Origin of the sequence: Candidatus Marimicrobium litorale, assembly GCF_026262645.1 — a bacterium.
GTDB classification, from domain to species: Bacteria; Pseudomonadota; Gammaproteobacteria; order Pseudomonadales; family Halieaceae; genus Marimicrobium; species Marimicrobium litorale.
In genome coordinates this window covers 2,475,850-2,490,019 of record NZ_SHNO01000001.1, presented here as the reverse complement: position 1 = coordinate 2,490,019, position 14,170 = coordinate 2,475,850, and the positions used below count along the sequence as shown (strand labels likewise).

General features: G+C 57.7%; 12 protein-coding genes. 7 read left to right on the top strand and 5 right to left on the bottom strand.

What is annotated here, in order from left to right:
• Window positions 1-6: 6 nt before the first annotated feature.
• Window positions 7-627 carry a glutathione S-transferase family protein gene (locus EYC82_RS11145; RefSeq protein ID WP_279249607.1) on the bottom strand — a complete coding sequence of 207 codons (621 nt, stop codon included), beginning with the start codon at window positions 625-627 and terminating at the stop codon, window positions 7-9.
• A gap of 174 nt (window positions 628-801) precedes the next feature.
• On the opposite strand from EYC82_RS11145, the gene EYC82_RS11140 reads away from it, so the two are divergent.
• Window positions 802-1,227, top strand: coding sequence for a c-type cytochrome (locus EYC82_RS11140; RefSeq protein WP_341475059.1), 426 nt, complete (start codon window positions 802-804; stop codon window positions 1,225-1,227).
• A 228-nt stretch (window positions 1,228-1,455) separates the two neighbouring features.
• Here EYC82_RS11140 and EYC82_RS11135 read toward each other — a convergent pair whose 3' ends face one another.
• Both EYC82_RS11135 and EYC82_RS11130 read right to left on the bottom strand, forming a co-directional pair.
• Window positions 1,456-2,754 carry an NCS2 family permease gene (locus EYC82_RS11135; RefSeq protein WP_279249606.1) on the bottom strand — a complete coding sequence of 433 codons (1,299 nt, stop codon included), beginning with the start codon at window positions 2,752-2,754 and terminating at the stop codon, window positions 1,456-1,458.
• 58 nt (window positions 2,755-2,812) lie between these two features.
• Window positions 2,813-4,810, bottom strand: coding sequence for a UvrD-helicase domain-containing protein (locus EYC82_RS11130; RefSeq protein ID WP_279249605.1), 1,998 nt, complete (start codon window positions 4,808-4,810; stop codon window positions 2,813-2,815).
• A 394-nt stretch (window positions 4,811-5,204) separates the two neighbouring features.
• Here EYC82_RS11130 and EYC82_RS11125 point away from each other — a divergent pair, with 394 nt between their 5' ends.
• From EYC82_RS11125 to EYC82_RS11110, 4 genes are all read left to right on the top strand, one after another.
• Window positions 5,205-5,888 (top strand): hypothetical protein, encoded by a 684-nt coding sequence (locus EYC82_RS11125; protein WP_279249604.1) that lies wholly within the window; start codon window positions 5,205-5,207, stop codon window positions 5,886-5,888.
• A 19-nt stretch (window positions 5,889-5,907) separates the two neighbouring features.
• Entirely contained in the window at window positions 5,908-6,645 is a 738-nt protein-coding gene (locus EYC82_RS11120; protein ID WP_279249603.1) for a hypothetical protein, read from the top strand.
• The gene (locus EYC82_RS11115; protein ID WP_279249602.1) at window positions 6,629-7,369 is read left to right on the top strand and encodes a hypothetical protein; all 741 of its coding nucleotides are present in this window, start codon (window positions 6,629-6,631) and stop codon (window positions 7,367-7,369) included. The genes EYC82_RS11120 and EYC82_RS11115 overlap by 17 nt, the downstream gene beginning before the upstream one ends.
• Window positions 7,370-7,780: 411 nt before the next feature.
• Window positions 7,781-8,452 carry a hypothetical protein gene (locus EYC82_RS11110; RefSeq protein ID WP_279249601.1) on the top strand — a complete coding sequence of 224 codons (672 nt, stop codon included), beginning with the start codon at window positions 7,781-7,783 and terminating at the stop codon, window positions 8,450-8,452.
• 118 nt (window positions 8,453-8,570) lie between these two features.
• On the opposite strand, the gene EYC82_RS11105 is transcribed toward EYC82_RS11110, so the two are convergent.
• Window positions 8,571-8,987, bottom strand: a complete 417-nt coding sequence (locus EYC82_RS11105) for a PaaI family thioesterase (RefSeq protein ID WP_279249600.1) — start codon at window positions 8,985-8,987, stop codon at window positions 8,571-8,573.
• A gap of 281 nt (window positions 8,988-9,268) precedes the next feature.
• Here EYC82_RS11105 and EYC82_RS11100 point away from each other — a divergent pair, with 281 nt between their 5' ends.
• Together EYC82_RS11100 and EYC82_RS11095 are read left to right on the top strand one after the other, a co-directional pair.
• Window positions 9,269-10,471 (top strand): acetyl-CoA C-acetyltransferase, encoded by a 1,203-nt coding sequence (locus EYC82_RS11100; protein WP_279249599.1) that lies wholly within the window; start codon window positions 9,269-9,271, stop codon window positions 10,469-10,471.
• Window positions 10,472-10,495: 24 nt separating this feature from the next.
• Window positions 10,496-12,652: a 3-hydroxyacyl-CoA dehydrogenase NAD-binding domain-containing protein gene (locus EYC82_RS11095; protein WP_279249598.1), complete on the top strand. Its 2,157-nt coding sequence runs from the start codon at window positions 10,496-10,498 to the stop codon at window positions 12,650-12,652.
• A gap of 72 nt (window positions 12,653-12,724) precedes the next feature.
• Here the strand turns inward: EYC82_RS11095 and EYC82_RS11090 are convergent, their stop codons facing one another.
• Window positions 12,725-14,086 (bottom strand): DUF1329 domain-containing protein, encoded by a 1,362-nt coding sequence (locus EYC82_RS11090; RefSeq protein ID WP_279249597.1) that lies wholly within the window; start codon window positions 14,084-14,086, stop codon window positions 12,725-12,727.
• Window positions 14,087-14,170 lie beyond the last annotated feature (84 nt).

Below are 14,170 nucleotides of genomic sequence, written 5' to 3'. Positions count from 1 at the left end.
CTCGGGTCAGGCGAGCTTTTCCTGCGCGCGCAGGAACCAGTCGTTGAGGTGGGTACAGTTCTCCGGGATGGACTCCTTTATCCACCCCATAAAGCCGATGGTGACGTAGAGATCGATATCCGCCGCGGTGAAGTTGTCGCCGGTAAGCCAGCGGGAGGTAGCCAGATGTTCATCCAGCATTGGCAGGGCGAAGTTGATCTGCAGGCGGCCGCGTTCTGCCAGATCAGGAATTTGCGGCAGGTCCTGGGGGCCGGGCAGTGCCCGGTTTACAAACCCCTTGCTGCGGTTGCGGAACACACTGGCAACAGCTTGGGTCAGGCCGGTGAAGAGTTTATGACACCAGCTCATAACCTGCGCGCGCTCCAGCGGTGTCTGGCCCAGGAGCGGCGGCTGCGGGTGCAAACCCTCGAGATAGGTATACATGCCCACCACCTCAGTGAGCACGGTTCCATCGTCCAGTACCAGGGCCGGCACGGTACCCGCCGGGTTAACCTGCTTGTAAGCATCACCCAGATGCTCCCCTGTGGTCATATCGACCGGCACGGTCTCGACTTCAAGCCCTTTCATCTTCATAAACAGGGCAAGCCGCTGCGGGTTGGGGGCGGGGTCATACGCGTAAACTTTCATGTGGGCAGGGCTCCAATGGGGTCTGTGGCCAGTTCGGTGCAGGCAGTATGCGGCGCGCAGCGCGAGAACGACAGTGTGTCTAGCTTTTGGCATTGAGGCAAGGGTGCTGGCCTCGGTTTTGCCGCAGCCGCAATAGTGGCTATAATGCGCGGCCAGACAGTTAAGGAGCAGAAAGTGATCAATCGAATCGTATTCAGTGTCTTCGGCTTGTTGCTCGCCGGGTCAGCGCTCGCCGTGAGTCTCACAGAGGGGCAGCGTGCCGCGATTGAGGAGCGCATCAAACCGGTCGGGGTGATTTGCCTCGAGGGCGATAGCAGTTGTGCTGCTATACCCGCGGCGACGATCGGGGTCGCCCGCTCGGGTGAGGAGGTATACAACGCCGCGTGCATGGCCTGCCATACTACTGGCGCGGCTGGCGCGCCGGTTTATGGTGATGTTGCGGGCTGGAGCGATCGCATCGCCAAGGGCATGGCGGTGCTCCACGACGCCGGTGTGAACGGTGTAGCCGGTACGGGCATGATCGCCAAGGGCGGCTGCATGAACTGCAGCGACGAGGAAGTGATCGCCGCTGTCGACTACATGGTAGAAGGCAGTCAGTAGAAAGACGCCCTGTTGCCTTGGCGCCCATCCGGGTCCGAGGTGATAGGACGCTCTGGTTTCTCCCACACCACCCGCCTCTGACCAGTCAGATGCGCTACTCCTTCTTGTGCATATTCTCGATGCTCCGACTTCGCGCGGAGCTGGCATGGCGTTTGCGGCAGATTTTGCAGCGACATGACAGCTGCCTTGCCGCAGCGCGGCTATTGCCCGCCGGGAGCAGGGCGCTGCCTACAAGATCGTGAACTTGACCGCGAACAGCGCGGCGATGACAGCCATCGCCGGTGAAATATCCTGGTGCCTGCCGGCGGCCAGCTTAATGAGCAGATAGCAGATAAAACCCAGCCCGATACCGTCGGCTATTGAATAGCTCAGTGGGATGGTCAGTGCGGTGATCGCTGCCGGGCAGGCCTCAGTCATGTCGTCCCAGTCAACGTGCGCGAGACTGCGTGTCATCATCACAGCAACGAATAACAGCGCAGCAGCCGTCGCGTAGTCCGGTATGCTTTGTGCCAATGGAGCGAGGACAAGACAGGCAAGAAATAACAACGCCACGACCACTGCGGTAAGACCTGTGCGGCCGCCCGCGGAGACGCCGGATATGCTCTCCAGGTAACTGGTGGTGGAGGAGGTGCCCAGCAGCGAACCCAATAGCGTGGCGGAGGAGTCTGCGAGCAGCGCGTTACGCAGTCGCGGTAGACGCCCCTGTTCATCGAGCATATTGCCCTGCGTGGCAACGCCCACCAAAGTGCCGGCAGTATCGAAGACGTCCACCAACAGCAGTGACAGGACAATAGTCAACATGGACAGGCTAAAGGCGCCAGCGATATCCAACTGCAGTAGCACCGGGGCCGGGGAGGGCGGCAGCGCGGTCACGCCGAGGAAAGGTGCCTCGCCAGTTAGCCATCCCGCGGCGGCGGCGGCCAACATGCCTACCAGCACCGCTGCGCGAAAGCCCCGGGCAGCAAGTGCGGCGATCAACACAAAGCCCGCCAGTGCTGTGACCGGGCCAAAGTGAGTGAGGTCCCCAAGGCCCACCAGCGTGGCATCGTTGTTGACGATGATCCCGGCGTTTTGCAGTGCGATGAAGGCGAGGAAAATACCGATGCCCGCGGCGATGCCCAGCTTCTGATTGCGTGGGATAGCATTGATGACCCACTCCCGAACAGGCAGGACACTGATTAGGACAAACAACACGCCAGAGAGAAAAACAGCGCCCAGCGCGGTTTGCCAGTCGTAGCCCGCGCCTATTACGATGGCGTAAGTGAAGAACGCGTTCTGGCCCATGCCCGGTGCCACTGCCACCGGATAGTTGGCCAGCAAGCCCATGGCCAGTGACCCCAATGCGGCGGCAAGACAGGTAGCAACAAACACTGCGTCGAAGTCCATGCCCGCATCGGACAGGATGGCGGGGTTCACCACAATAATATAGGCCATTGTCAGAAATGTCGTGGTGCCTGCAATGACTTCAGTGCCAATGCTGGAGCCGCTGGCGGCAATGGCGAAGTGCTTGTCGAGCCAGTTTGTCACGAGGGGTTCCTATCAATACGGACGTTGCTGCGGGGGCTTGCCGGCGAAAGCTGCAGCATCAGCCGAACAGGCCCTTTAGTCCTGCCAGCGTCTCCTGGGCGCGAGTCTCGTTCGCTTCCTCGCTGCCCTCGCCCTCGCCCTGCCAGCGCAGGTCATCCTGCGGCAGTTCGTCGATAAAACGGCTGGGCTTGCACTTGATGGTTTCGCCGAACTGGCGACGGGTACTGGCGAGGGTCATGCTCAGGGTCTCGCGGGCCCGCGTAATTCCCACATAGGCCAGCCGACGCTCCTCGTCAATGGAGTCCTCATCCAGGCTTACCCGGTGCGGTAGTAGTTTTTCTTCCATGCCGATAATGTAAACGTGGGGAAACTCCAGTCCCTTGGCGGCATGCAGTGTCATGAGTTGCACGCTATCGGGGCCTTTTGTCTCCTCGTCCTGCTGCTCCAGCAAGTCGCGCAGTATCAGCCGCGAAACCGCCTCATCCAGGGCGACCTGTTCGTTGGCCATGACCCTTTGCAGTGAGTCGATCAGAAAATGGACATTGCTCATGCGTCGCTCGGCCACGTCCTCGCTGGAGCTGTTCTGGAGCAGCCAGTCTTCGTAATCCATATCGCGCACTAACTGCCGCACTGCCGCAATTCCATCGCCGCCCTCGCAACGTCGGCGGACGGTATCCATCCACGTGTGGAAAGCCCGCAAGCGCACCAGTCCGGCCTCGGAGACTGCACCGCTGTCGATCCGGCTGCAGGCCAGGCTCAGGCTGCAGCGATGGGTATTGGCATAGTGTCCCAGCGCCTCCAGGGTCGAGGTGCCCAGCTTGCGGCGTGGGACGTTGGCAATACGCAGGAAGGCATTGTCATCGTTTTTATTCATGAGCAGACGCAGGTAAGCCATGACGTCCTTGACTTCGTTGCGCGCAAAAAATGAGGTGCCCCCGCTGAGGTGGTAAGGCACCTGCTGCTGCTGCAGTGCGAGCTCAACCAGGCGCGACTGATGGTTGCCCCGGTAGAGAATGGCGTAGTCGCCGAAACGGGTGCGTTTGCGCAATTGGTGATCCAGTATTTCGACGACAACCTGTTCCGCCTCTTCCTGTTCATCGGCATAGCGGATAATGCGCAAGTGCTCGCCGTAGCCCAACTCTGACCATAACCGTTTTTCAAAGACATGGGGATTGTTGGCGATCAGGGTGTTGGCCGCCCTCAGAATGCGCGCTGTGGAGCGATAGTTCTGCTCGAGCTTCACCAGCTTCAGGTGGGGGTAATCCGTCTGTAGCAGGGCCAGATTCTCCGGTCGCGCACCTCGCCAGGCGTAGATGGACTGGTCGTCGTCGCCGACAACGGTGAGTCCGCCACGCATACCGACCAACTGTTTAACCAGCAGGTATTGGCTTGAGTTGGTGTCCTGGTATTCATCCACCAGCAGGTAGTGAAGGCGCTGTTGCCATCGCTCCAGAACATCGGCGTGTTGCTCGAAGAGCAGAGTAGGCAGCAGTATGAGATCGTCAAAATCCAGCGCGTTATAGGCCTTGAGTGCGCGCTGATAGCGCTGGTAGGCCTGTGCGCAGAGTACGTCGGCGGGTCCGTTGGATCGGGCAAGGGCCTCTGCGGGCAACACGCGATCGTTCTTCCAGCTGGAGATGCGCTGGGCAATGGTGGCGGCCTGGTCGCCATCGGAGCCATGAGCTTGCACCAACAGGTCTTTTAGCAGGGTTCGGGTATCGTCCCCATCGAAGATGGAGAATCCGTTTTTAAGTTTTAGCGCCTTCAGCTCGGCTCGGATGATCCGCAGACCAAGTTGGTGAAAGGTGCTAACGGTGATCCCCTCGGCAGCCTGAGCGGGCATGAGTCGACCCACCCTGTCGCGCATCTCTCGAGCAGCCTTGTTGGTAAAGGTCACCGCTGCAATGCGGGAGGGTTTGATCCCACAGGTCGATACCAGATAGGCAATCTTTTGAGTGATAACGCTGGTTTTGCCGCTGCCGGCGCCTGCTAGCACCAGCAGTGGGCCGTCAATGTAGTGAACGGCTTCCCTCTGGCTAGTGTTGAGTTGTGTCACGTATTCGCTTGGTTTCACCGTAGGAGAGGCTCGCTAGTTTATCAAACAATGCAGGCAACACGCGTACCGGCGGATGAATTTGGCTAATTTGACGCGGCCGCAGTGCGCTGCGGGGCATGCCTGAGCGGGTATCCCGGTGTCAGCTTCTTTTACACCAGCCTAATAATGACTATACGAAAAATACTATAAATATTTGAAATATAACATATATATAGTTTTGGCATGAAACCCGCATGGTAATCATCAGGCAGTGGTGTTTTCTCCGCATGATGCGCTCTTCCAAAGTGAAGTTAAGCAGCGCAACAGCTGAATTATGCGACAGAAACCGATGAGGGCTTGGTTGATGGTGACAGGGCGTAATAGGCAATGGCCGAAATCCGCGGAATTCCTCGCGGTGCTGACTTTGCTGTTCTGGGTAGCGGGCAGCACTCATGGCATGGTCACCTATGACGACTGGACCAGCAATGATGCCCAGTCTGGCAGCTATACCGTCACGATCGATCACAACGTTGTCGACTCAACGTGGGAATTCGTATTTACCGTCGATCCATGGGATGCAGAGGGCCTTGGCCTGTTTGTTGACCTGGGTGATTACGATCTCAGCGCTATGCCCCTGCTAAGCAATGTTTCCTGGGACCCCGCTGTGACAGACGGTGGTGTCGTGATATGGGACACAGATACCAGTTCAAGCAATTGTGGCAAGGGCTGCAACATCAATGGCCTCAAAGCCCCGTTGCCGGATCCGGACGGTGAGTGGGAGTTTGTCTTCCGGCTGGGAGAGCAGGGCTTTGATGGCATCCAGACGTATAACTTCAGTGTGAACGACGCTGCCCTTAGCGGGGTTACCGAGGCCGATTGGGGCTTGATGGCGGTGCGTTCGCAGCAGTTGTGCCCTCCGGGCACGACCCTGGTCGACGGTGACGATAATTGCGATGGCAGTGACAAATCTTACGGGACGGGTGTTATTGACCCGGATCCACCGCCGCCGGCGGTTCCGGTGCCCGGCACGCCGGTATTGATCGGACTCGGGCTCGTTGTGCTTGCGTCGACGCAGAGTAAAAAGCGCAAAAGAGCGTGATGTAGTTGTGGGAGAAGTAATGACACGAAGAGGACACAGAAGCAGGCTGGATGCACCGAGGCTGATCGCGGCGCTCTTGGCGCTGCTGTGCCTGCCGATTACCTCTCATGGCGCGGTTCTCTATGACAGCTGGACCACTAGCAGTTCCCCGACCGGTAGCTACGTGGTCACGGTGCAGCATAACGAGGACACCTCAACCTGGGATTTTGTCTTTACTGTCGACCCCTGGGATGCGGAGGGTCTGGGTCTTTTTGTCGATTTGGGGGATTTTGATCTTACCGATACGCCCGTGATGACCGGCACGTCCTGGGAGCCCTACCTGACAGACGGGCGGATTACTCTTTACGACACAGACGCAGACACAAAGGCCTGTGGCTCGGGCTGTAACATCAATGGGCTCAACCCGCCCCTGGCGGACCCGGATGATGAATGGGAGTTTATCTTCAGACTCGGCAAGCGCAAATACGATGGTATACAGACCTTCAACTTCAGCGTGAATGACAGTGCGCTGGCGGGGATCAGCGATTCTGACTGGGGGCTGATTGCAGTGCGTGGGCGCCACGTGTGCCCGTCGGGTTCGACTCATCCGGATGACGAAGACGACTGCGATTTTAATGGCGATAAAGCTTACGCGACGGGCGCTGTCGTGCCCGATTTTGATGAGGTTCCGGTGCCTGGCACCTGCTTCCTGTTAGGCCTCGGTCTTGTCTTGCTTGCAAGGACACGCACGGAGCGCGCTCATGGGACAAATAAATAATTGTAGAAGCCTGCTGACGGCACCCGGATTCCTCGCGCTGCTGGTGGCGCTGCTGTGGATGCCTGTTAACGCCCACGGAAAGCTTATTTACGACACCTGGACGAGTGATAACTCAAACGTTGGCAGCTATGTCGTCACGGTAGAGCACAATACGTCTGCGTCGACCTGGGATTTCGTGTTCACTGTTCTCCCCTGGGATGCAGAGGGGCGGGGTTTGTTCGTCGACCTGGGAGACTATGATCTGACCGATACGCCAGTAGTGAGCAATGTGTCCTGGTATCCCACAGAGGGAGACGGCGACGACGTGGATGTAAAATACACGGATAAGGATACCTACAAGTGCGGCAAGGGTTGCACCATCAAGGATCTCGACCCCCCTCTGCCTGACCCGGATGACGAGTGGGAGTTGGTCTTTGAGCTGGCTGATAAAGGTTACGATGGCGTGCAGTTTTTCAGATTCAGCGTCAATGATAGCGCACTGGCCGGGATTACGGAGTCGGACTGGGGGTTGATGGCGGTGGCGTCGCGCCATCTCTGCGATTCGGGGGACCTCTTGCCCGATGACGACGATGACTGTGATAGCAAGGACAAAGCCTATGCTTCTGGTTACTTGGCTCCTGAGGTCCCGGTGCCCGGTACCGCGCTATTGGTAGGATTGGGCCTTCTTCTGCTTGCGAAAAAAGTGAGAAACGGATCGGCGAGGCAACCGACGAGCAGGCGCTGATGTTATCCCGGCAGAGAGCGGTTGTGCGGCCAGCAGGAACGGTGGGCCGCCCCTGATCCCCGTGGCGGCGAGACGCTACTGTGTGCCGGTAGCAGCAGCCAAAGCTGAGTCTGTCCACTCCCGCGTTATATCCGTGATTTTGTACTTAATATAAAAAATAATGACAATAAAGGCCTTTATTTTTGCCTAAAGGCACCTTAATAATAAAAATATGGCAAATAAGCCCCCATTTTTTTAAATAATTGAAAAATGGGGATTTCTCATATTGCTCGCAGTGCGTTCCCAGCCTATAAATCCTCCCTATCCCGCCAGTGAGTATGGCCGGTGATGTAGTTGCGCGGTTTCCCGCGTAAAACGAGGCACGAGAATATGATGTCAAACAGCTGCAGCGGAGAAAGATGGGGCACAGTCATGGCTCTGATTGCGCTGCTGTGCCTGCCGGTTGCTTCCCATGGCGCGGTTCTCTATGACAGCTGGACCAGTAACAGCTCCCCGACCGGTAGCTACGTGGTCACGGTGCAGCACAACGAGGACACCTCGACCTGGGATTTTGTCTTTACTGTCGACCCCTGGGATGCGGAGGGTCTGGGTCTCTTTATCGATCTGGGGGATTTTGATCTGACGGATACGCCTGTGCTGTCGGGTGTCTCATGGGAGCCCTATGTGACCGCCGGCAGGGTGAATATACAAAAAACAGACTCTTCATCGAACGCGTGCGGCTCGGGCTGTAACATCAATGGGCTCAACCCGCCCTTGGCGGACCCGGATGATGAGTGGGAGTTTGTCTTCAGGCTGGGCAGGCGCAAATACGATGGTATACAAAGCTTCAACTTTAGCGTGAATGACAGTGCGCTGGCGGGGATCAGCGATTCTGACTGGGGGCTGATTGCAGTGCGTGGGCGCCACGTGTGCCCGTCGGGTTCGACTCATCCGGATGACGAAGACGACTGCGATTTTAATGGCGATAAAGCTTACGCAACGGGCGCTGTCGTGCCCGATTTTGATGAGGTTCCGGTGCCCGCTACCTCCTTTCTCTTAGGCCTTGGCCTTGTCTTGCTTGCGAGGGCCCGCAGAGTTCGCTAACGATTGATGGTGTCAGGTGGGTCCGACTGTGACGGCTGACACAGTGAGCGTTCATCACCTGATGATCCGGTCCGATTCGGCGACGACGGTGTCGCCCCCCCCCCCGGCGGGCTGTTAGTCAGCTCGCTCGCACAAGCTTAGCCACTGAGCTGGCGGTGGCTGAGAGCAGCCCCTCCGCGTTATACATTTTGCCTTCAAGGAATACGGTCTTGTAGCTGTCTTTGACAACCTGGCCCACAACCCGAAGGGTGCCCGCCCGTGTTGGCTCCAGATAGCTGGTTTTGATTTCCAGCGAGGATACGCCGCTGATGCCCTGCACCGTCGCGAACACGGCATGCGACATTGCTGCGTCCAACATAGCCGTGATAAATCCTCCCTGCACCACATCGATCGAGTGACAGAATTGGGTACTGACCGTGAATTCAAACGTGCAGGTTTTCTCGTCGGTATCGATGGCGGTGATCTCCCCACCGAGCATCTCGATGAACCCAGGCCGGCTCGCATTCATTGAGTCGACTGTGTTAGTGCCTTCCATCCTACTGTCGTCCGCTGCCCATGTTGATGGTGATTCTCTCGTGTATTGTGGCGAAAGGTAAAGCGGTATCTCGCGTGAGAAGAGCGTGTTGTGACGGCATCGACCAGTGTCTTTTGGCCCGACAGCACACTGTCGGCGTCTTCATGGTTCAAATCCGCATACGGGGTCCGGAAAATCAGTTTCTCACCTTGTGGCGTCTTTTCTAAAAGGTATGTTTGCAATTCTGAATCTGCAGTCCCGCTATTTCGGCGGCTGCCCGGCATGAGGGTTAGAGGTGTCCAATGAGTGAAGAAGCTTATATTTACGATGCGATTCGCACGCCGCGGGGCAAGGGTAAACCCGGTGGGGGCTTACACGAAATAAAGCCGATCGATTTGGTGACTAACCTGCTGGAGGAGATGAAATCCCGTCACCAGCTGGACACCACCCAGGTCACAGACTTTGTTTGCGCTACGGGCGAGCCGGTCAACGAACAGGGCCAGAACATTGCGAAGACAGCGCTGGTTTACTCCAGTTGGGACGATGTGACCGTGGGTGCCCAGTTGCATCGCTACTGTGCGGGTGGTCTGGATGCGGTAAATACAGTGGCGATGAAAATCATGTCCGGTATCGAGTCCATGGGCCTGGCCGGCGGAGTAGAGAGCATGTCGCGCCTCGGCATTGGTGCCTCGGGGGCCGCTGCAGGGGATGCCTGGGTCGCAATGAAGAGCTACGGTATTTCACAGGGCCTGGGCGCTGACCTGATGGCACAACTGGATGGTGTCACGCGTGAGGATGTGGATCGTTACGCGGCTCAGTCTCAGGCCCGGGCGGCCCACGCGCGGGATAACGGATATTTCGACGGGTCGATTGTTCCAGTGAAAGACTTGAACGGCGTTAACGTGCTGCAGCATGATGAGTTGATTCGCCCAACCACCCCTGAGGGTCTTGCCGGGCTTAACCCCTCTTTCACCATGTTCAACGATTTCGGTCACGGGGACTTTCTCAAGTTCAAGTACCCTCAGGTAGAGAGAGTGGAATGTATTCATACCCCAGGAAACTCCTCTGGTGTAGTGGACGGCGCTTCGCTTGTTTTGCTCGGCAATAAGCAGGCAGGGGATGATCAGGGTCTCAAGCCACGCGCTCGTATTCGTACTTGCGCACTGACCGGAACCGAGCCGACAATTATGTTGGCAGGTCCAGCGCCCGCGTCCGAGAAGGCACTGCAGCAGGCAGGTATGGCCACTTCGGACATCGATTTGTTCGAGCTGAATGAGGCATTCGCTGCCGTGGTGTTGCGCTTCCAGCAGTTGATGGATATACCCGATGACAAGATCAACGTGAACGGCGGTGCAATTGCCATGGGCCACCCTATCGGTGCCACCGGCGCAATGATCCTCGGTACCGTACTCGATGAACTGGAGCGCCGCGACTTGAATACCGCACTGGTAACCCTGTGTGCCGGTGGCGGCATTGGCATTGCAACGATCATCGAGCGAGTTTGATATGGGCCGTATTGGAGTAAAGACATGAGTTACATACGACTGGAAAAGGATGCGGATGGCATCGTGGATCTGGTCTTCGACCAGCCCGGAAAAGACGTCAATGTGATGGGTGACGAATATGCCAAGGCCATGCCGAAGGCACTGGGTGAGCTGGAGGCGATGAAGGACGATATCAAGGGCATCTATATTCGTTCGGGTAAGCCGGGGCAGTTTTTTGCCGGCGGTGATATCACCATGATGTTGGAAATGGACCTCAACCCCTCGGATCAAGAGCGTAAGGCGATGCTCGATGGTATTGTCGAGGCGAAAGCGCCCCTGCGGCGCCTGGAGGCGCTCGGCGTGCCAGTGGTGGTCGGCATTAACGGCCCCGCCCTGGGTGGTGGTTACGAAATCGCGCTGGCCTGTCACCGCCGGATTGCGCTGGATCGCCCCAGCGTAAAGGTTGGGTTGCCCGAGGCTATGCTGGGCCTGATGCCCGGCGCTGGCGGCGTGGTGCGCATGGTGCGCATGCTGGGTATGGAGCAGGCCGTGGGCTTGATTTCCCAGGGCAAACAGCTCACAGCGGACAAGGCCTTGGAAAAAGGTTTGATCCACGAGCTGGCGGCGTCAGAAGAGCAGATGGCAGAGAAAGCGAGGGCCTGGATACTTGCTAACCCCGACGCGAAACAACCTTGGGAGCAACCTGGTTATCGCATTCCTGGTGGCGCCCCCTCTGATCCTGCGACGCAGGGGCTGACGTATTTTGGCCCCGTGAACGTGATGGTACAGACGTGGGGCAACATGCCCGCGCAGCAAGTCATTATGGCTGCTGTCATCGATACTGCGCGAGTGGATTACGACACGGCCCACGTGGTTGAGGCCCGCTACTTCCAGCGCCTGTTGCTGGACCAGGTGGCACGCAACATGATGACCACCTTTTTTGTGCAAATGAATGCGATGGATGGCGGGGCTTCCCGGCCGGACGGCTTCGGTAAGACTGAGGTGAAAAAGCTCGGCATCCTCGGTGCGGGCGTAATGGGCGCGGGCATTGCATTCAACGCCGCAAAATTCGGCATTGATGTGGTGTTAAAGGACGTCTCCCTCGGTAATGCGGAAAGAGGTAAGGAGTACGCCAGCAGCGCGTGTGAGAAAAGCCGCAGTATCGACGCACAGAAAACGCAGGCGATTCTTGCGCGTATTCACCCCACGGCGGATGTAACGGATCTCGCTGATTGTGACTTTGTGATTGAGGCGGTGTTCGAAGACCGGGAGATCAAGGCTACGGTGACCTCAGAGACAGAGGCGGTACTCTCCGAGAAGGCGGTGTTTGCCTCCAACACTTCGGGGCTGCCGATCACTGAGCTGGCGCAAGCCTCTGCCCGCCCAGCGAACTACATTGGCATGCATTTCTTTTCTCCGGCGGAGCGCATGCCCCTCGTTGAAATTATAACGGGCAATGAAACGTCGAAGGAGGCCCTGGCTCGCGCCTTTGATCTTGCTCAGCAGTTGGGTAAGAAACCTATCGTGGTAAAGGATGCTCCGGGCTTTTTTACCACCCGCGTCATTGGGCAGACCATTACGCAGGGACAGCGCATGCTGGCAGAGGGCGTCAACCCTGCCCTTATTGAGAATGGTGCCCGCATGAACGGGTCGCCCATGGGGCCGCTCGAAACCCTGGACAGTATTTCGCTGGAGACGGCTTACCATGCTGCAAACCAGCAGCGAACTGATGCAGAGTCCGCGGGTGAGAGCTGGCAGTCGGCACCGGAGTCGGAAGTTATCCGCATCATGGTGGAAGAGGCGAAGCGCGTCGGTCAGGCGAGGGGTGCCGGGTTTTACGATTACGACGATACTGGAAAGAAGACGGTCACCTGGCCCGGCCTGAAGGGCCTGTTTGCCGCAGAGGGTTATGTCGACATGCCTTTCGAAGATGTCAGGGATCGTCTCTTATTCCCTCAGGTGCTGGAAGCCATCAGGATCCTGGAGGAGGGTGTCATCACCAGTGTGGGTGACGGCAATATTGGGTCGATTATGGGTATTGGCTTCCCGCCCCACACTGGTGGCGTATTCCAGTGTGTTAATGCTTATGGCGCGAGCGCCTTTGCCGAGCGGGCGAAAGTATTGGCCACGAAGTATGGCGAGGTATTCGAGCCGCCGATGTTGCTGCTCGACATGGCAAGGCGAGGGGAAACGTTTGCCTGAGGGTATCGAGCGGTAACAATGACTGAGATAAAAAAGCCGGCAAGAGGGCCGGCTGTTTCATTTCTTACAAGGTTAGCGGATGCCGCGTCTCGCCATGCCCTCGGGCGTAAAGTATTTTTCTTTCACGGTGACACCGTTCTTGTACTTTCCGGGAACGGGCTTCCCGCTCAAGTTGTAGATGTTTTGCAGCAGGTCATACGCACCGTAGGCCGAGCCGAATCCGGACGCGCGATCATACAGGTTGACGGGGTAGGCGAACTGCACGCGCCATAGTTGGTCGCGGCCATCATACATGTCACTGGACCAGGCCGCCCAGCTGTCCTCGTCGAGGTAGAAAGTGCGCCGGGAATAGAGGTGACGGCTGCCTTCCTTGAGCCGGGAATCGACTACCCAAACCCTGCGCTTCTCCCAGCGAATCATGTCGGGGTTGAGAAACTTGTCGCCCAGCAGATCCTCTATATTCGCCTGGAAAATCATCTCGTAGTTGCCCGCAGGGACGATCAGCTCTTTTTTGCCAACCAGCTCCCAGTCATAGCGCTCCGGCGATCCGTTGTAAATGAAGGCGTCGTCGTACGTCGAGGTGCCTGCCACCGCTGGATTGGGCGTGTCGAAAGACACGGCCGGGGCCAGACGCACACGGCGTTGGCCCACCAGGTACTGCCAGGCCTTGCGGCCCTTGCCCTTGGTGTAGTCTGCGCCCGGCTCGTGTACCAAAAGGATTTCCCCGGCGCGGCGTGGCGGTGCGTCGTAATTTATACGCAGCTTGCCCCACACCGCTTCGCCGACCACTTCATCCGGGTTCTTGAACATGGGAAATACCGAGACAGAGGAGCCGGTCGTGGCCAGAATAGGCTTGCCGTTGGCGCCGACGTAATAAACGTCAGAGACGACAGACGCGTCCTCGGCGTAACGTATCATGTGGTTCCAGATGGCCTCCAGTCCGGATTCGGGAATCGGGAAGGGTACGCCCGGAAGATTGCCCTCAATTTTCTGGCCGCCCTCTATCAGCGTGGCTTGTGTGGCATTTTTGATCGAATTGGCATAAAACCACTCGGGCCTGATGGTTCCTCGGTGAGTGGGGTAGACATGCATTTTGAATCCGTCGGCACCAAATTTTTCAAACAGGGCTATGGAGCCCGCCGTGAGGTTGTCGGCGTAGTCCTGCCAGTTACTGCCGTCGATAGTATAGAGCGGCTTCTCATCAGGATAGGGGTCGATGTAATTATCTGAACCCGCTACAAAGCCCTCGGGGACGGGAGTGCCGTCCGGGTTCCAGGCTGGGATGCTGCCGTCGGCATTGCCGGCCATCTCTGCTCCGGCGGGTGTCAGCTCTTTGCCAAGCTTCGCCGCCTGATCCGGTGCGACTGCCGCGAGAACAGGGGTGGCGGTGAAAATAGAAAAGCAGATGGCTGCCAGGGTGTTTCGTATCGTCATTACGGATGCTCCGCTGTGCTTAACAAGAATGCAGACCGAAGATTAGTGCACACAGCACGAAATATCTAGCGGTTTGCCCAGTGT